General features: G+C 36.7%; 22 protein-coding genes and 2 tRNA genes. All 24 read left to right on the top strand.

Annotated features, from left to right (window positions below; genetic code table 11):
- Positions 1-262 precede the first annotated feature (262 nt).
- The 24 genes from AB1349_02255 to AB1349_02140 all read left to right on the top strand — a co-directional run bounded on the left by AB1349_02255 (position 263) and on the right by AB1349_02140 (position 18,933).
- A tRNA-Ile gene (locus AB1349_02255) sits at positions 263-336 on the top strand.
- A 99-nt stretch (positions 337-435) separates the two neighbouring features.
- On the top strand, positions 436-1,083 hold the full coding sequence (nth, locus tag AB1349_02250; GenBank protein MEW6556157.1) for an endonuclease III: 648 nt from the start codon (positions 436-438) through the stop codon (positions 1,081-1,083).
- Positions 1,074-1,145: transfer RNA gene (locus AB1349_02245), tRNA-Val, on the top strand. Before nth ends, AB1349_02245 begins: the two co-directional genes overlap by 10 nt.
- Positions 1,146-1,177: 32 nt before the next feature.
- Positions 1,178-2,437 (top strand): glutamate-5-semialdehyde dehydrogenase, encoded by a 1,260-nt coding sequence (locus AB1349_02240; protein MEW6556156.1) that lies wholly within the window; start codon positions 1,178-1,180, stop codon positions 2,435-2,437.
- Complete coding sequence (gene nadD, locus AB1349_02235; protein MEW6556155.1) at positions 2,434-3,009, top strand: nicotinate (nicotinamide) nucleotide adenylyltransferase; 576 nt, start codon at positions 2,434-2,436, stop codon at positions 3,007-3,009. The genes AB1349_02240 and nadD overlap by 4 nt, the downstream gene beginning before the upstream one ends.
- Positions 3,006-4,193 carry an LCP family protein gene (locus tag AB1349_02230; GenBank protein ID MEW6556154.1) on the top strand — a complete coding sequence of 396 codons (1,188 nt, stop codon included), beginning with the start codon at positions 3,006-3,008 and terminating at the stop codon, positions 4,191-4,193. The genes nadD and AB1349_02230 overlap by 4 nt, the downstream gene beginning before the upstream one ends.
- A 52-nt stretch (positions 4,194-4,245) precedes the next feature.
- Positions 4,246-4,617, top strand: coding sequence for a ribosome silencing factor (gene rsfS / locus AB1349_02225; protein ID MEW6556153.1), 372 nt, complete (start codon positions 4,246-4,248; stop codon positions 4,615-4,617).
- A 3-nt stretch (positions 4,618-4,620) separates the two neighbouring features.
- Positions 4,621-6,252 (top strand): arginine--tRNA ligase, encoded by a 1,632-nt coding sequence (argS, locus tag AB1349_02220; GenBank protein MEW6556152.1) that lies wholly within the window; start codon positions 4,621-4,623, stop codon positions 6,250-6,252.
- Between the two features lie 21 nt (positions 6,253-6,273).
- Positions 6,274-7,461: a HEAT repeat domain-containing protein gene (locus tag AB1349_02215; protein MEW6556151.1), complete on the top strand. Its 1,188-nt coding sequence runs from the start codon at positions 6,274-6,276 to the stop codon at positions 7,459-7,461.
- Between the two features lie 45 nt (positions 7,462-7,506).
- Positions 7,507-8,016, top strand: coding sequence for a peptide deformylase (gene def, locus AB1349_02210; GenBank protein MEW6556150.1), 510 nt, complete (start codon positions 7,507-7,509; stop codon positions 8,014-8,016).
- A 434-nt stretch (positions 8,017-8,450) separates the two neighbouring features.
- Positions 8,451-8,681, top strand: coding sequence for a hypothetical protein (locus AB1349_02205; protein ID MEW6556149.1), 231 nt, complete (start codon positions 8,451-8,453; stop codon positions 8,679-8,681).
- A 172-nt stretch (positions 8,682-8,853) separates the two neighbouring features.
- On the top strand, positions 8,854-9,816 hold the full coding sequence (gene fmt, locus AB1349_02200; protein MEW6556148.1) for a methionyl-tRNA formyltransferase: 963 nt from the start codon (positions 8,854-8,856) through the stop codon (positions 9,814-9,816).
- Between the two features lie 118 nt (positions 9,817-9,934).
- Positions 9,935-10,801, top strand: coding sequence for a zinc metalloprotease HtpX (htpX, locus tag AB1349_02195; GenBank protein MEW6556147.1), 867 nt, complete (start codon positions 9,935-9,937; stop codon positions 10,799-10,801).
- Positions 10,802-11,548, top strand: coding sequence for a PASTA domain-containing protein (locus tag AB1349_02190; GenBank protein ID MEW6556146.1), 747 nt, complete (start codon positions 10,802-10,804; stop codon positions 11,546-11,548).
- 307 nt (positions 11,549-11,855) lie between these two features.
- On the top strand, positions 11,856-12,509 hold the full coding sequence (rpe, locus tag AB1349_02185; GenBank protein MEW6556145.1) for a ribulose-phosphate 3-epimerase: 654 nt from the start codon (positions 11,856-11,858) through the stop codon (positions 12,507-12,509).
- A 1-nt stretch (position 12,510) separates the two neighbouring features.
- Entirely contained in the window at positions 12,511-12,780 is a 270-nt protein-coding gene (rpsP, locus tag AB1349_02180; protein ID MEW6556144.1) for a 30S ribosomal protein S16, read from the top strand.
- A gap of 13 nt (positions 12,781-12,793) precedes the next feature.
- Positions 12,794-13,024, top strand: coding sequence for a KH domain-containing protein (locus AB1349_02175; protein ID MEW6556143.1), 231 nt, complete (start codon positions 12,794-12,796; stop codon positions 13,022-13,024).
- Between the two features lies 1 nt (position 13,025).
- Positions 13,026-13,718: a tRNA (guanosine(37)-N1)-methyltransferase TrmD gene (gene trmD / locus AB1349_02170; protein ID MEW6556142.1), complete on the top strand. Its 693-nt coding sequence runs from the start codon at positions 13,026-13,028 to the stop codon at positions 13,716-13,718.
- Between the two features lie 133 nt (positions 13,719-13,851).
- Complete coding sequence (rplS, locus tag AB1349_02165; GenBank protein MEW6556141.1) at positions 13,852-14,229, top strand: 50S ribosomal protein L19; 378 nt, start codon at positions 13,852-13,854, stop codon at positions 14,227-14,229.
- On the top strand, positions 14,213-14,827 hold the full coding sequence (locus AB1349_02160) for a ribonuclease HII (protein MEW6556140.1): 615 nt from the start codon (positions 14,213-14,215) through the stop codon (positions 14,825-14,827). Before rplS ends, AB1349_02160 begins: the two co-directional genes overlap by 17 nt.
- Positions 14,805-15,173, top strand: coding sequence for a YraN family protein (locus AB1349_02155; protein MEW6556139.1), 369 nt, complete (start codon positions 14,805-14,807; stop codon positions 15,171-15,173). Before AB1349_02160 ends, AB1349_02155 begins: the two co-directional genes overlap by 23 nt.
- Positions 15,174-15,176: 3 nt before the next feature.
- Entirely contained in the window at positions 15,177-16,571 is a 1,395-nt protein-coding gene (locus AB1349_02150; protein MEW6556138.1) for a tetratricopeptide repeat protein, read from the top strand.
- Between the two features lie 20 nt (positions 16,572-16,591).
- On the top strand, positions 16,592-18,118 hold the full coding sequence (locus AB1349_02145) for a YifB family Mg chelatase-like AAA ATPase (protein ID MEW6556137.1): 1,527 nt from the start codon (positions 16,592-16,594) through the stop codon (positions 18,116-18,118).
- A 68-nt stretch (positions 18,119-18,186) separates the two neighbouring features.
- The gene (locus AB1349_02140; GenBank protein MEW6556136.1) at positions 18,187-18,933 is read left to right on the top strand and encodes a LysM domain-containing protein; all 747 of its coding nucleotides are present in this window, start codon (positions 18,187-18,189) and stop codon (positions 18,931-18,933) included.
- Positions 18,934-18,968 lie beyond the last annotated feature (35 nt).

Raw genomic sequence — 18,968 nt, 5'->3', positions numbered from 1 at the left:
TGCTTTATGAGGAAGTGTTATTGAAGAGCCGTGTGTGGGCAATCTGCAAGCACGGTTCTGCGAGGGGCACGACAGCCCGATAGGGCTGTCACCACAAGGAGGTTATAAAGATGTCTACTCAACAAGTTCTTTCCCTTAATTTTCCCTTACAAACTGTAATTTTTTGTCTTTCAATGTCGCTTAATGTCGGCTAATGTCGTGATTGAAAAAATGAGTTTTATTGACGGAAAAACGATTAAAAATATAAGTTAAGACGGAATACGGGCTCTTAGCTCAGTTGGTCAGAGCAGCTGACTCATAATCAGCGGGTCGGGGGTTCAAGTCCCTCAGGGCCCAAAAAAAGAATTTGTGGAATGGCAGGTTTCAACCTGCCGTTAATGGAACAAATTCGCACTACAATGTAGCCGAGAATTTATTCTCGGTGAGCGAATCGAAATGAAAGGTGAAAGATTAAAAGTAGAAGAACTATTAATACGATTGAAAAAACATTATCCAGATGTAAAAAAAACAGCACTCCATTTCTCTAATCCAATAGAAATACTTGTCGCTACAATTCTTTCAGCACAATGTACCGACGAACGCGTAAATAAAATCACACCTCAACTTTTCAGAAAATATAAAAATACAGCCGATTATGCAAATACAGGGATAAAAGAGTTTGAACAGGAAATAAGGTCAACCGGTTTCTATCACAATAAAGCAAGAAATATAATTGGAATGGCAAAAATAATAGAAAAAAAATATAACGGTAAGGTTCCTAATACAATGGCTGAACTTCTTACATTGCCTGGTGTTGCACGAAAAACAGCAAATATAGTTCTTTCAAACGCTTTTGGTATTATTGACGGAATTGCTGTTGATACACATGTAAAACGGTTATCAAGCCGATTGGGACTTTCTAAAAACGAGCAGCCTGAAAAAATAGAGCAGGATTTAATGAATATAGTTTCCCAAAAAGATTGGTTTGCAATTTCTAATCTCTTAATAGAACACGGTAGAAAAATTTGTAAGGCACAAAAACCTGATTGTAAAAATTGTTTTTTATTAGACATTTGTCCAAAAATAAATGTTACGGGCAATTAGCTCAGCGGGAGAGCACTCCCCTCACACGGGAGGGGTCGCAGGTTCAATCCCTGCATTGCCCAATGACTTGAAAAATGCGTGAAATTTGGAAAGTATGAATATAAAAAACTATATTGTTGGAAAAGCCAAAAGGGCAAAAAATGCTTCTAAAAAATTAGCACTTGTTTCAACTAAAACTAAAAACAATGCTCTTCTCAAAATGGCGAATATCATTCTTAAAAATTCAGATAGAATAATTTCAGCAAATTTAAAAGATATAAAGAATACACAGAAACAAAAGATGTCGTCAGCACTGCTTGACCGATTAAAACTGAATGAAAAAAGGATTTTTGCGATAGCTGACGGCTTGAGGCAGGTTACAAAATTGCCTGACCCTGTTGGCGAGATTATTGAAAAATCAATTAGACCAAATGGACTAATTATAAAAAAAGTCCGTGTGCCAATTGGTGTTATTGGGATGATTTATGAAGCCCGGCCGAATGTTACTGTAGATTCTGTCGGGCTCTGTCTTAAATCAGGCAACTGCGTAATTTTACGAGGTGGCAGTGAGGCAGTGAACTCAAACAAGGTTTTAGTTGAACTCGTCTGTAAAGCAGCTTATTCGTCAGGTATTCCAGATAGTAGTATTGAGTTTATTGATAACACAGACAGGGCTGTTATCACTGAAATGATTAGATTACCAGAATATATTGATTGTATTATTCCTCGGGGTGGTAAAAAACTGATAGATTATATCCGAACAAACTCTTCAGTTCCTGTGATTGCGCATGGGAAAGGCGTATGTCATACTTATATTGATAAAGATGCTGATATTGACAAAGCGATAAAAATCGCATTTAACGCAAAGGTTCAGCGACCTGGTGTATGTAATGCAATGGAAACACTGCTTGTTCATAAAGATATTGCTAACCGATTTTTACCGATAATGATTGCTGAATACAAGAAAGCAGGTGTAGAAATTCGTGGTTGTAAAGAAACAAAAAAAATTATAAATATGGATATAAAACTGGCGACTGAAAAAGATTGGTCTACAGAATATCTTGATTTGATACTGTCTATTAAAATTGTGTCATCAATTGATGAAGCAATTTTTCATATTGAGAAATACGGCTCGCATCATTCAGATGCGATTGTTACAGAATCTAAAAAATCAGCCGAAAAATTTGTTGATGAAATAGATTCAGCTGCTGTTTATCATAATGCTTCTACAAGATTTACCGATGGTGGCGAGTTTGGTATGGGTAGTGAGATAGGAATCTCAACCCAAAAAATTCATGCCAGAGGTCCGATGGGCTTAAAAGAACTTACATCATACAAATTTGTAGTTTGTGGAAATGGACAGATACGGGAATGAAAATCGGTCTGCTTGGTGGCAGTTTTGACCCTGTTCATTCAGGACACATTATACTTGCTAAAAAGTCAGTATCACAATTAAAACTTGACTTTTTGATTTTTGTTCCTGCATATTTACCGCCTCATAAATCCCGAAAATTAGTCAGTGCATATCACAGAAAAAAAATGTTGCAACTTGCTATTGCTGGCGATAAAAAATTTTTAATATCTGAATTTGAACTCAACCGAAAGAAAAAAATATATACCTACCAGACATTAAATTATTTCCAAACGAAATACCATCCACCTCAATCAGAAATATACTTTGTTATCGGCTCTGATTCAGCAAACAGTTTTAGCAGTTGGGCAAAATCAGACAATCTTACTCAAATGTGTAAATTTGTTGTCGGCCAACGTAATCGTTATCCAATCCCGGCTGATAGTAAAAAATACGGGTTCATTAAACTATCAGGCAGGATTCCTGATATTTCTTCAACATTTATCCGACAGCAACTTAAGAAGGGATTATCAATAAACCGTTTTGTTCCATTCACAGTAGAAAATTATATCAAAAAAAACCATTTGTATAAATGAAAAAATTCATAATCTTTTTCTGTATTTTACTTTTTATCACTGTTATCTTCTCAGTTTTTAACCCGCTAACACTGGATATAATTTTAGGCAGACGAGTCCACGGCATTATTATCGGCACAGACGATGTAGATTATGCCAAACATTCCGATGTAATCGTTTTTATATCTTACAATCCGAAAATAAGATTTTTAGATATGATATCAATCCCGCGTGATACCAGAATTACAGTTGAAGGTGTCGCAATCCGAAAAATTAACCAACTCTATGCATATACTTACAAACAGACAAAAAACCATAATACATCAGCAGAAAGTGTAAAAAATGAACTCCAAGAAATTTTAGGGCTGGATATTCCGTATTATGCACAAATTGATTACGACGGGTTCAGAAATTTTATTGATATTTTGGGCGGGATAAAAATCAAAATAGATCAGCGGATGGACTACGACGATAACTGGGGAAACTTGCATATCCATTTCTCAACAGGCGAACACTTGCTCAACGGCAAAAAAGCATTAGAGTATGTCAGATACAGAGCCGGCGATCGTGCTGATTTAGACAGAATCTTGAGACAACAATCTTTTTTGCAAGAAATAATGAATAAAATTAAAGAACTAAAAGTTATTGTTAGATTTCCAGAGGTTATACAAATTCTGTATAAAAATATACATACCAATATCTCAGTGTGGGATATACTAACTATCATTTACGAGATGAAGGACTTCAAATTCGCACCTACTTCAAATATCAGATTGCAATCACTTGCCGGTAGACCCGTTCGCGGTGTATGGATACCAGACCTCTCAGCAATCCAGAAATCAATAGAGTTAGTGATGACTGGCTATGTCTCAGATATCAAAAAATTTGCTACATATTCAGATATTGTTGTAGAAATATTTAATGCAGCTGGTAAACCCAATCTGGCTGGAAAAATGCGGCGGTTTCTTATCAAACAGAATTTTGATGTAATAAAAATCGGCTCTTACGAATGGGATTCCAAATATGAAAAAACATTGGTGATTGACAGAATGGGTCGACTTGAAAAAGCACAGCATGTTGCCGCATCAATTGGTGCAAAAGAAGTAATCACAAAAATTGATGAATCACGCGGGGTTGATGTAACAATTATTATAGGTCGGGACTGGCAGGGTCTGAAAGATATATGGAACAGAGCCGGGAACTAAATTCATATTTTCGACTTGTCGACTTATCGGCAACACGAAATCTGAAAGATATATGGAACAGAACCAGAAACTAAATTTTAGAAAAATTGCAAAGCAAGCTGCACAGATATTGAAAGAAAAAAAAGGCAGAGATATTATTATGCTTGATGTTCGTAAAATTTCTGACTTTGCCGACTATCTTGTTATCGCAAGTGGCACCTCCGAGACACATATCAAAACACTTTTCTCGGCAGTTGAAGAAAAACTGACGGTAACGCCTTACAAAAAAGAGAAAAAACCTAAAACAAAATGGGCGGTTCTAGATTACGGTGGGGTTGTTATTCATATAATGCACGATAGTTTAAGAAGATTTTATAATCTGGAAAGCCACTGGGCAGTAGCAAAAAAGGTTGTCATTAAGTCACGGAGTGTACGGAAAAACTGAAAAATGTTAAACGAAATAAAAAAAATAATTGATACCGCATTAACTGAGTTAAAAATTATCAATGGTCTAAGCTATTCAGTGGAATTACCACCAGCTACTATAACAGCCGATGTATCAACAAATATAGCATTGTTGCTTTCTAAAATTCTTAAAAAAAATCCATCTCAACTCGCTGCTCCAATAATAGAAAAACTGAAAAAAGAAAAAATTATCGCGGATGCTAAATTTCAATCCGGCTTCATAAATATAATTTTGTCAGACGATTTTCTTTTTGAACAACTTAAAAGGGCAATTATCCAGGCAGATAATTTCGGTAAAACCGGTTTTCTAAAAAATAAAAAGATTCTTGTTGAATTCGTTTCAGCCAACCCTACAGGACCGCTTACCGTTGGACATGGACGTGGAACTGTGATAGGAGATTCTATTTCCAGGATTCTTGAAAGTTTGGGTTGTAAGGTTACTAGGGAGTATTATTTCAATGACGCCGGTCTTCAAATGGGAATACTGGCAAATTCGGTTTATTTGAGATACAGACAACTTATAGGCGAAAATGTAAGTTTTTTGGAAGACCACTATCAAGGGGAATATATTAAAGAAATAGCACAAAAATGCCGTCTGGAAAAAGGCGATAATCTGACCGAAAAGGATTTGGATTATTTCAAAAATGTGGCTATTGAATATTGTTTTGCTGGTATAAAAAAAGACCTCAAAAATATGGGCGTGGTATTTGACAGTTATTTTAATGAGAGTTCTCTTTACCAGACAGGTGATATAAAAAAAACAATAAGCGATTTGAATTCTACAGGTTATACATATGAGAAAGAGGGGGCGTTATGGTTCAAGTCAACGGAATTTGGTGCATCAAAAGACAAAGTTTTACTCCGTTCCACTACGGATAAGGAACCGACATACAGAGTAACGGATATAGCATATCACAGGAAAAAATATGAAAGGGATTACGATATTTTAATTGACCTGTTCGGGTGCGACCATCAAGATACATATCCGGATGTGATTGCGGCATTAAAAGTGCTGGGATATGATACATCAAAAATAGTAGTTAAAATATATCAATTTGTAACACTAACATCTTCGGGTAAACAGGTGAAAATGTCTACAAGGAAAGCGAATTACATAACACTGTCCCAACTTATTGATGAAATCGGTGTAGATGCGGTAAGGTTTTTTTATCTGATGCGACATATGGAAGCCCACTTGGATTTTGATTTGGACTTAGCCAAAAAACAAGCGCCTGAAAATCCAGTATATTATGTTCAGTATGCACACGCAAGAATCTGTTCTATATTCAGAGAAGCAGAAAAAGCAAATTCCAAATTCCAAATTCCAAATTCCAAATTAGAAAACTTGAAACTGCAAGAAGAACGCCAACTGATAAAACAGATTTTGTATTTTGAGGATATTATTGAATTGGCTGCCAGAAACTATGCGCCGCATTATTTAACAAAATATCTGCAGACACTTGCATCTTTGTTCCATTTTTACTATAATAAAGTAAGAATAATAACAGCGAATGCACAATTAACTTCTGCCCGACTCCAGTTATGTCAGGCAGTCAAAACTGTGCTCAAAAACGGCTTGTATATTCTCGGAGTTTCGGCTCCAGAAAGAATGTGAAAGAGAACAGGGGAGGCGTCTATGAAAAAGAGGTTGGGTTTGGTTTTGGCAGTTTCTTTACACTTTACACTTTACACTTTACACTGCCTCTATGCTGATGAACTTATGGTTCAGGAGTACCTCAAAGGGTTAAAGGACAAAAAGCAGTCAGTCCGCATCTCATCCGCAAAGTCGCTCGGTGAAATCGGGAAATCAGATTTTGTCGCACCATTACGCGATGTATTAAACGACAAAAGTGTTAATGTGCGGTTAGCAGTTGTTGAAGCACTTTCTAAAATCCAGGATGATTCCGCAGTCAGTGCACTCGCAGTTGCAATCCGAGATATTAAAAAAGAGGTTCGGCTTAAAGCAGTTGATGGATTAGCACAAAAAGGCGAGGCAGGCAATAAAACAGCAATAGGACCGCTTATTGAAGCGACAAAAGACAAAAAACCGGATGTAAAAATTTCAGCCGTAAATGTGCTCGGTGTAATCAGCAAGAGCGAAGTGGGAGGTGGGGGGGCAGGTGCTTCTGTAATCCAATCTATTTCACATCTGCTAACTGATAAAAATATAATGGTTCGGCTCGCTACTATCTATGCTATCGGAAATATCGGCGGTCTTGATGCTATTCGTGCGTTATCACCTGCGGTTTGTGATAAAAAAGATGAAGTTGCAATTGCTGCAATAAATGTTCTGGGTGCGATTGGCGACAAAAACGCAATACCTTTACTAACACCTGTTTTGAGTCAGAAACGGCATATCACAGTATATGAAGCGGTTGCAGACGCACTTGTTACAATCGGTGATAACACTGCAATCCCATCACTCGTAGAAATTTTAGAAAAATTAGACGAAGAGCAAAAAAGCAAATTCAAAGAAGCAATCATAAAAATTCTTGAAAAAAACCGTACAAAAAAAGGAATTGTTCACCCCCCCTCGCCGCCACCTGTTACACCTACACCTACGCCTTCATCTCCACCGGCTGAAACTGTCCAGCCGGCAGCAACACCACAACAGCCATCTGCTGAACCATCTGCAACACCAGAAAGTTCGCAACAAGAAAAACTTAACCGGATGAGTTCGCACTATACTGCAGGAGTGAATCTGTATCGGAAACGGGAATATGAGAAAGCAATCGCAGAATGGGAAGAGGTCTTAAAACTTGACCCGAACCATAAAAAATCAAAAGATATGATACAGAAAGCCAAAAAACAATTAAGTAAATAGTTTCTGTTGATTTTTAATTTTTAATTTTTAATTGATGTTATTACTATGGCTATTCTCCAAATAAAAAAATATCCGGAAAAAATACTTAAAACCAAAACAGAGAAAATCAACCTCCTTAACGGCAAACTGATAAAACTATCCAGAAATATGCTTGAAACGATGTATTTTTTTAACGGAATCGGGCTTGCCGCGAATCAGGTTGGCGAATTATCAAGCGTTTTTGTAGCAGACATAAAGCCCGACGGTAAGCCCCAACCAGTCGTGTTGTTTAATCCTGAAAGATTATCTGCTGATGGGAATTGTTATTTAGAAGAAGGATGCCTGTCATTCCCGGGTATCACAACAAAAATAAAACGAGCTGAAAAAATTGTCGTCTACGGTATAACACCTGACGAGAAAGAATTGAAAATAGAAGTTGAAGGACTGCTGGCACGAGTTTTTCAACACGAGATTGACCACTTAAATGGTATCGTGTTTTTTGATAGAGTGAATCTATTAAAAAAATGGCAACTCAAACGAAAGTATTTTCATTTCTGCCTCGGGCATAACAAATAAGCCACAGAAGCACGGAATCCATAGATGTTGCCTCTGTTAATAACTCAGAAATTTTCGTGGGGTGGGTAGAAACTACAATTTAAAATTAAAAATTAAAAATGTAAAATTGGTAATGGCGAATGTAAATTCGTTATTACCAATTGTAGTAGCTCCGATTTGTTGGAGCTTTTTCTTTTTGGAATCAAAATGTAAGCAAATGCTTACATTTGAATTTTGCTTGTCGGTAATTTTTGGTTTTTCAATTAGCCCAAATGGTCTAATTGAAAATTTAGGATTTGGAGTTCGGAGAAATTTGGAATTTAGAGAAAGATGAATGCCACTGAAGTCACTGAAAATACTGAGTAGTCGTAATGCCGTAAACTGAAAGTTCACGCCTACAAATTATAAATTTGAAACTCGGCTACAAGTGGCTACAGTATGATGTCTCAAAAAATTTGAAAATTTCAAGTCTGGCACGGTTTTTGACGGTTTTTCACGGTTTTTCCGGTTTTTCCACGGTTTTTCTGGCACGGTTTTTCCCGGTTTTTCCGGTTTTTCGCGGTTTTTCCGGTTTTTTCGGTTTTTTCGGTTTTTGCGGTTTTGCGCGGTTTTGCGGTTTTCCCACGGTTTTCCGGTTTTCGGTTTTTGCGGTTTTCGGTTTTTGGCACGGTTTTGCGGTTTTGTAATTTATACTGACCGTGAAACACTCGCAGCGCTTACCCCGGAACCCGCCGAAGATTGCGTCAAGGCACTACTCACTCGCCTGTTCAACAAACTGGAATAATTTTACACCCCATCCCCCCTTCTCCCAAAAATTTTTTTATTGCAATTTTTTTTAGATTTTTGTATAATTTTTAAGTGGATATTATTTTTTTTGGTACACCTGAATATGTTGTGCCTATTTTTGAGCATTTGCTTAAAGAGAAAAATGTTGTCTGTGTAGTTACCCGCAGTGATAAACCGTCAGGCAGACACTTTCATTTTATACCATCTCCAATAAAAAAAATAGCAATAGAAAAAAATATTCCTGTAATAACACCCGAATCTCTTAACGACAGAGATTTTATCACTCAGCTGTCAACCGTCAACTCTCAACTTGGTATTGTTACTGCTTACGGAAAAATTTTGCCAAAAGAAGTGCTTGATATTTTTCCGTTTGGGTGTGTTAATTTACATTTTTCACTTCTGCCTAAATACAGAGGTGCTGCGCCTATTCAGTGGGCGATTATTAACGGCGAGTCAGAAACAGGTGTAAGTAGTTTTTTTATGGATGAAGGACTTGATACTGGCAAGATAATCTTTCAGAAAAAAATTGAAATCGGCAGAGACGACGATACTTTATCACTACAAAAAAAACTTATTCCGGTTGCAATTCAAGTTCTGGACGAAACATTGTCAAAAGTAGCAATTGGCGAAAAAGGTGCTGCACAGGTAGGTTCACCAACATATGCACCACCATTGAAAAAAGAAGATGGTAAAATCAACTGGGACAAGCCAGTAAATGAAATATACAATTTAATCCGCGGCACCAAGCCGTGGCCAAATGCGTATACTGCAATTAAAAATGACGCTATGCTAAAATTAAAAATGAAAAATTTAAAAATCATTGATGCAGAAATCTTGCCATCTTTCAATCTATCCATTTCTCAATCTTGTCCTGCCGGTTCTATTGTTTCAATTCCAAAAAATATCGGGTTTGTTGTGAAGTGTAACCCCGGGTTCTTGCTCGTTAAGACCATCCAACCTGCCTCAAAAAATGTTATGTCCGCATGGTCATTTCTGTTAGGTCATAAACTTGCCATTGGCGAAAAATTATATTGACAAATCTGATAATTTTGGTATAATGATAATAAGAACTTAGAGTTTAGAATTTAGAGTTTGCCGTTAAATTGAAAATTGGGATTTGGAATTTGCTGTTAAAGGGGGGGGGTGGTTTTTTATGAACGGCTTAAAAACTTTTTTGCTGATGCTTTCTATGATGGCGCTTTTTCTGTTAATCGGGAATGCTATTGGTGGTCAGCAGGGAATGGTTACTGCGTTTATATTTGCAGCGATTATGAACTTTTTTATGTACTGGTTTTCAGATAAAATAGTGCTTGCAATGTATGGTGCAAAACCGGTATCTGAAACAGAAGCACCATCAATATACCGTGTTGTCAGACGGCTTGCGGTGAAGGGTAACATCCCTGTCCCGAAGGTTTATATTCTGCCAATGAATATACCGAATGCGTTTGCAACCGGCAGGAATCCTAAAAATGCATCAGTTGCTGTAACGAATGGTATTATGGATATACTTAATGAAACCGAACTTGAAGGTGTGATTGCACACGAACTTTCACATATCAGACATCGCGATATCTTAATAGCAACAATTGCAGCAACAATGGCAGGTGCAATATCACTACTTGCCAGAATGGCGCAGTGGGCTGCAATTTTTGGTGGTGGTTCAAGAGGTGGAGATAGCAGAGACAGAGGTGGTGGTATCGGTCTTTTGGCTGCTGCAATTATCGCACCGATAGCAGCACTGCTTATTCAACTTGCAATCTCGCGTTCCCGTGAATATGGTGCAGATGAAGGTGCTGCGAAACTGACAGGAATGCCGATGGCACTTGCTGCTGCTTTAAGAAAATTGGAAAGTCAATCAAAACATATTTCATCAAATGTTGAGCCAACAACTGCACATATGTTTATTGTCAATCCATTAAAAGGCGATGCAATATTTAAGTTGTTTTCAACACATCCGCCGATACAGGAACGGGTGAAACGACTTGAAAAAATGGCGGCGGGACCGCGGATTATCTATTAAATGAAGAAAGTATTACTGTGGATTTTGTGGGTGATAATAGCGGTGATTGCGTTTGTTGTTGGGATAAATCGGTTAATAGATGCGTTGATTCATAGCAAAAAAGACAGAATTGTCCCTAATATTATTGGTAAAAGTATCGCGGATTCGCTGGATATTTTATCACAACTGAATTTATATCTTAAAAAAAGTGGTGAAGAGTTTAATCCCAATGTGCCTGCAGGATTAATCATTTCACAGACCCCGCCAGCCAGCAGTATAATAAAAGAAGGCAAAGCAGTTAATGTAATTATCTCTTCTGGTGGCGAGGTTATTTTTACACCGAATTTAATCAATCAGACAGTTCGGTCAGCGCAATTGATACTGCGAAAAAACGGGCTGGATTTAGGTGAGCAATCAGAAAAATACTCAATTATTTTTGAAAAAGGAAAAATAACCTCGCAAGAACCACCAGCGAATACTACAGTTCCCAAAGATGCACTTGTGAATATAGTTGTATCGTTAGGCAGTCCGCCGGAAGGTATGTTACTTATGCCTGATTTTAATGGCAGAAATATTACAGAAGCGCAAGAGTGGGCTAACCAGAATGGTATCATCATAAAAAATATAAATACGGTTAAAGACACTATATCGTTGGAAGTTGAAAATACAATAATCAAACAAACACCTGAAAGTGATAATGTCATTACTAAAGAAAAGCCAGTAGAGTTCTGGATATCTGTTAAAGAGAAAAGCGAAACCACAAATTAGACAGACATATGAATCTGAAAAAAAGATTTATACCCGACTTCAGTCGGCGAAAAAAGATTCTGACAGGATTTACAGGATAATCGCATAATTGATTGACACTTGAAGTATAGAAAATTATAAAAGCAATCACAAATGAACTTGGATAGTCACAGATAGGTTGCAGAGCATTTGCTCTATATGTTTTGTCGTCGGAATATAGAGCACTTGCTCTATATTCATTGTATCGGAAATTGAAAGAATTGCCACTGAAAACACTGAAAAACAAACAAGCCCACTAAAGTGGGGAATAAAAAATCTTTCCATGATAATGAGTATTGAGATTGCACCATCTATATTATCAGCAGATTTTTCTAATCTATTGAAAGATATAAAAAAATGTGAATCTGCAGGTATAAAAATTTTGCATATTGATGTAATGGATGGCCATTTTGTGCCGAATATCACGATAGGACCGGTTGTTGTAGAATCATTAAGAAAAAAAACCAGTTTAATTTTAGATACACATCTTATGATAACAGAGCCAGAAAGATATATTGAATCGTTTGTGAAAGCAGGCAGTGACTGGATGACTTTCCATATAGAAGCGGTAAGAAATCCGTCAGCAGTAATAAAAAAAATAAAATCGTTCAAACTTAAAGCTGGCATTGCTATTAATCCTGCGACATCGGTTACTGTGATAGAAAAATATCTGGACAAATCAGATTTAGTGCTTGTGATGAGTGTCAATCCCGGTTTCGGCGGGCAGGAATTTATTCCATCTGCCTTAAAAAAAATAGCAGAATTGAAAAAAATCAGAGAAGCTAAAAATCTTACTTATAAAATAAGTGTTGATGGTGGAATAAATTTTGATACAATATCATCTGTTGTAGATGCAGGTAGTGATATCGTTGTTGCTGGGAATTCTATTTTCAATGCTGGGTTGGGTATTGAAAAAAGTATAGAAAAATTAAGGAGGTTTTAATATGGCGGTTGCAATTCGGTTAAAACGGATAGGGAAATTACTTAAGCCCATCTATCGTGTTGTAGCAATTGACTCAAAGAAACGAACTGTTGGTAAACCGATAGAACAACTTGGTTATTACAATCCACGCGATAAAAACGGGAAAGATATCTCGTTAAATGTTGAAAGAATAAATTACTGGATAAAAGCGGGTGCGATTGTTTCTGATACGGTAAAAGGCTTGCTAAAAAAATCCCAAATACAAGAAACGCAAATAGACGCGAATAAATAAGGAGATTTTCTATATGAAAGAACTTGTTGAATACATTGTTAAGGCACTTGTGGATAAACCAGAGAGTGTTGTGGTTTCTATTGCCGAGACGGATTATGGAAATGTTGTAAAAATAAAAGTTGATGAGACAGATAAAGGCAGAATAATTGGTAAACAAGGACGAATTATAAAAGCAATCCGTCAGGTTGTTTCTGCATCTGCAACAAAAAACAACGAGCATTACAGAGTAGAAATTGCTGAATAAAATGTTAATAGATATTCTTACACTTTTTCCAGCAGTTTTTAAGAATGTTTTTTCAGCAAGTATAATAAAAAAAGCAACTGAAAAAAAATTGGTAGATATACAGATTACAAATATTCGTGACTTCGCAATTGGGAAACATAAAACGGTTGACGATAAACCTTACGGCGGCGGTTCTGGAATGATTCTGATGGCTGAGCCAATTGTTAAAGCGATAGAAACAATTAAAAATTCAAAATTAAAAATTAAAAATTGTAGAACGATTCTTCTTTCACCACAGGGAAAAGTTTTTAATCAACAAAAGGCAAAAGAACTTGCTAAATATCAGCATCTGATATTTGTTTGCGGGCATTACGGTGGTGTAGATGAACGGGTATTAAAATTTGTAGATGAAGAGTTATCAATCGGTGATTACATTTTGACTGGTGGTGAAATCCCAGCAATGGTCGTTGTAGATGCGGTAGTTCGTTTGATACCAAAAGTTGTAGCAAAAAGCAATTCCATTAAACAAGATTCACATTGGTCTGATGGTCTTACAAGTTCTGTCTATACGAGACCTTATAATTTTCGCAATTTAAAAGTTCCTAAAGTACTTTTATCAGGTAATCACAAAAAAATAATGGAGTGGCGAAAACAAAGTGCAATTCGGAATACTCTCAAAAAGCGACCTGATTTGCTAAAAAAGAGAATCAAATAACTGAAAAACATTAAATGGTTAAATGGCTGAATGGCTGAATGGTTAGCAATGTAGCAATTTATTCTTTTTAATTTTTAATTTATAATTTTTAATTGCCGTAGTTTGGAATTTGCCGTTATATCTGGGGGATAAAATGGAAAATCTTGTAAGTTTTGTTGAAAATCAGTATGTAAAAAAGAACTATCCTGATTTTAAACCGGGTGATACAGTAAAGGTTCACTACAAAATTGTAGAAGGTGAATCAGAAAGAACACAGATTTTTGAAGGCACTGTATTAAGAAAACGTGGTACAGGAAACAGTAAAACAATCACTGTAAGAAAGGTTTCGTTTGGAAGTGGTGTTGAGCGAATTTTTCTGTTGAACTCGCCTTGTATAGAAAAAATTGAAATAGTCAAAAGCGGTAAGGTCAGCAGAAGCCGACTATACTATTTAAGAAAACTATTTGGTAAAGCGGCACGGATAGAAGAAAAATCAACCACAGAACAATCTGGTAATGAAAAAACTGTTTGAGTTTGATAAAAAAATTCGGTGTGCAGGCTTTTTGGTTGGTGTTGATGAAGCAGGCAGAGGACCTTTAGCAGGACCTGTTGTTTCAGCTGCTGTAATACTTAAACGGAATCTCTTTATCAAAAATCTTAATGATTCAAAAAAACTTAAAACCCAAACCAGATTTGCAGTTTTTAATGAAATACTTAATAACTGTATTGACTGCCAGGTTGGTATTATTGATAATTTCACAATTGACCGTATCAATATCCTGAAAGCAACCAAACTTTCAATGCAACTTGCTGTTAAGAGATTGAATTTGAAACCCTGTTTGGTGCTTATAGATGGTAACCAACCGATAGATATAAAAATTCCGCAAATTACAATCATAGATGGTGATACAAAAAGTGCTTCTATTGCGGCTGCATCTGTGATTGCTAAAGTTACACGAGATCTGTTGATGATTGGGTATGATAGATATTTTCCGAATTACGGTTTTATAAAACATAAAGGTTACGGAACAAAACTGCATATTGATGCAATAAACAATTTTGGTCCCTGTCAACTTCACAGAAAAAGTTTTAAACCGGTAAAAATCTATGACGCATCAATCACAAGGTGAACTTGGGAAATCAGGTGAGTTCCAGGCAGAACAATTTCTCAAAAATGCCGGCTACAAAATCATTACTAAAAATTTCAGAACCAGATATGGCGAGCTTGATATTATTGCCCGCGATGATGATACAATCGTTTTTATAGAAGTAAAAACAAGAAAAGGTTCTGACAAATACGGTGCACCGGAGTATTCTGTGACTGGCTACAAACAGCGAAATTTAGCATATGCTGCGATTATCTATATTAAAAAAAATTCGCTGACTACAAATTACCGTTTTGATGTTGTTGCAATTTGTGAGAATAAAATTGAACATATAAAAAATGCGTTTGTTCCTTCTGGTTTCACAATTTAAAATATGTTTTTGTTTAAATCAAATTTAGAAAAAGGAATTGAAATATTAAATACCGGTAAATACGACAATGCAATCAGCCATTTTTCGGCAATGCTTTCTAAAAATCCGGATAATTGCGAAGCACAGTTTTATCTCGCAAAAGCATACCTCAAAAAAGGCGATACTGTAAAAACAAAAGAAAACCTTTTAAGATGTATAGAGCTTAAAGCGTCTGATGAAATAATCCAAAATATTACAGAAATCACAAATTATAAAAAAATATCGTCTGACCAGTTTTATAATACATATTTAAGTTTTTCAAATGATGGTAAAAAAATAGTTTTTATATCTGCAAGACGAGATACCAATAATGATGGCCGACTGAATCATCTTGATAATGGCGGTGTTTATATTATAGATACAAATGGTAGAAATGAAAAACAGATTGTAGATGACAGATATATCAACTCTGATTGTTCGTTTTCGCCGGATGGCAGGTATGTTATCTATCTTTCTCGCCGACGAGATACAAATAATGATGGTAGAATTGACAGCAAGGATTCGCCGGCAATTTTTATTTTTGATTTGGAAAAAGGCGACGAACAAGTTCTCGTATCCGACGAGATATATAATAAAAAGGCGGTTTTTTCGCCCAATGGGAAATCAGTTGTTTTTTGTGGCTGGCGGCGGTTGGGCGGGAATTCCGGGATTTATTCCGTTGATATAAAAACAAAAATAATTTCGGAATTGGTACCGGATTTATATGAAAATACATTACCATCTATATCAAACAATGGCCAGTTTGTTCTGTACGCTTCCTGGCGGACGGATACTAATGGTGATGGCAAAATTGACTTCAGGGATGCGTCTTCAGTATATTTAACAGATATCACTACTAAAGTCACTGTTCAACTCACAAAAGACAGATTTGATAATTCTTTTCCTGAATTCTCACCTGATAATAAAAAAATTGTTTATCTATCCCGACGAAGAGATACAAATAATGACGGCAAAATTGATTCGCTGGATTTCTCCGGTGTGTATGTTTTAGATATTGATAAAAAAATTCCGGAGGAGATTGTTTCTGACAATTTTTTTAATAAATTTCCGACATTTACAGGAAATATTGAGAATATTGTTTTTCTCGGCTCGTGGCGCCGAAAATACCGTATCAAAGACGAAGTAGTCAGAGACCTTTTTGAAAACAAAGGTGTTTTTATCGTTAATCTCAAAACTAAAAAGACAGATACTCTGGTCAACGACAATTATTTTTCGTCATCATTACCACAGGTAAGCAAAACTAATAAGGTTGCATATCTGTCCTGGCGAAAAACTACACGCCGCGGAATTTTTATACGGGATATATTCAAACTGCCATCACTTTCTGAATTAAAAGAGATTATCCAGGAAAACTTATAAAAGATAAAAGCGAGTAAAAAATGCTTTCGCAAGTTTATTCAGCATCTGTTTATGGCATAAACGGTTACATCGTTACTGTAGAGGTTGATATATCTGCAGGATTCCCAACATTTTCAATTGTTGGACTGCCTGATACCTCGGTAAAAGAATCACGCGACCGCGTAATCTCGGCAATAAAAAACTCATGTTATGATTTTCCTACCAAAAAAGTAACGGTCAATCTGGCGCCTGCAGGTGTAAAAAAAGAAGGTGCGATTTTTGACCTGCCTATTGCGATAGGGATTCTGGTTGCTACCGAGCAGATAAAAACGAGCAATAACAAATACTCGCTTGTTGGCGAGCTCTCGCTTGATGGCTCAATCAGAAAGGTCAACGGGGTACTTCCGATAGCAATCAAACTGAATGAAGAAAAGTTTGACGGGCTGGTTCTGCCGGAAGCAAACAAAAACGAGGCTGCGATTGTTGACGGGTTAGATGTTTATCCAGCAAATAATCTCAAAAAAGCAGTAGAAATAATTACTATTGAAACCAAACCAGCCAGTTATAAAATTGATTTGCTAAAAATTTTTTCTGCCTCGTCCTGTTATAATCTTGATTTCAAAGATGTCAAAGGACAGTCATTTGTTAAACGCGCGATAGAAGTCGCTTGCGCTGGCGGGCATAACATACTTTTAATCGGCTCGCCTGGCAGTGGCAAAACAATGCTATCTAAACGAATCCCGACGGTATTACCGCCGATGTCGTTTGAAGAAGCAATTGAAACCACAAAAATTCATTCTATTGCAGGGCTTACAAGTGTACATTCAGCACTTATCGCTACCCGTCCGTTTCGTGCACCGCATCACACGATTTCAGATGTCGCCTTAATTGGCGGCGGCTCATATCCAAAACCTGGCGAAGTGTCGCTTTCACATAATGGTGTTCTGTTTTTAGATGAATTGCCAGAATTTCATAGAAATGTTTTAGAGGTTTTAAGACAGCCACTTGAAGACGGAATCGTTACCGTTTCTCGTGCACAGGCATCACTTACATATCCAGCCAGATTTATGCTGGTTGCAGCAATGAATCCCTGCCCGTGTGGCTACTACGGTCATCCGACGAAAGAATGCACCTGCACACCATTCGTGATACAGAAGTATATCTCCAAAATATCAGGCCCGTTGATGGACAGAATTGACCTGCATATAGATGTGCCGTCAGTAAAATTTGAAGAACTATCTGATACAATGGCTGCTGATTCGTCAGCTGATATACGGAAACGGATTGTTAAAGCACGCCAGATTCAGAAAGAAAGGTTCAAAACTGAAAAAAATATCTATTGTAATGCCCATATGGAATCTAAGCAGATAAAGTTCTACTGTGAGATTGGCGATGAGAGTAAAAAACTGTTGAAACATGCAATGGACAAACTCGGTTTTTCTGCACGTGCACATGATAGAATCTTAAAAGTTGCCCGAACCATTGCTGACCTCGCGGGTTCGTCAGGTGTTGAAACCTCGCACATTGCAGAAGCAATACAGTATCGGTCATTGGATAAAAATATGTAATACCAAAATTTCTATTGACAAAACCTGAAAAATTCTTTATAATTATTTATTATATATCAGGGGGTTTTATGAAAAAGAAAACTAGATGGTTAGGTTTGCCTTTACTTATTTCTATATTTTTACCTTTTACCTTTTACCTTTTACCTGCCTTTACTACCTGTCTTTATGCTAAACAGCAGTTAAAGGTTTATACTGTTGTTAATGGCGATACGCTATCCAGTATAGCACAGAAGTTTTACAACGATTATTTGCAATGGAAAAAAATTCATTCCTACAACAAATTTATCAAGAATCCACATTGGATATTTCCAGGCGATGAATTAGTTATTCCTGTAGAAGTGGAAGATACAGTTGTAACGGCTGAAACCCAAAAAGAAGAACCTGCTGTTTCTACAGATACTCTTGCAGCCACATCTCCCGCACCGCCTGCTCCCGCTCCGGTTATTAAAAAAGAAGAACCTGCGCCGCCTGTTAAAAAAGCTGAAGAGGATTCCGTTATTGCGGGTGAGAACTGGGAATTTGACGGTTATGTTTCAGGTGAAAAAGACCGAAAAATAATTATCGGACAGAGCGATATTGTTTTTCTGGATTTAGGAAAAAAACAGAATGTAAAAGCGCTTGACAGATATACTATTTATAGAAAAGACAGAAGTATTATTCACCCTGAAACAAATGAAAACCTTGGTAACCTTATAAGAAAGATAGGTGTGCTTGAAATCACAACAGATGTACAGAGTGAAACCTGTACAGGCAGGGTAATAATGGCTCGGGAACCTGTGATGGTTGGCGATATGATAAAAAAGCAACCGCAGTAAAGGCAATTAAAAATTAAAAATGCAAAATTAAAAAT

The organism is Elusimicrobiota bacterium (assembly GCA_040757695.1).
Taxonomy (GTDB): Bacteria; Elusimicrobiota; UBA8919; order UBA8919; family UBA8919; genus JBFLWK01.
The sequence above is the reverse complement of the archived record's forward strand: the minus strand, read 5'-3'. Positions and strand labels throughout refer to the sequence as shown.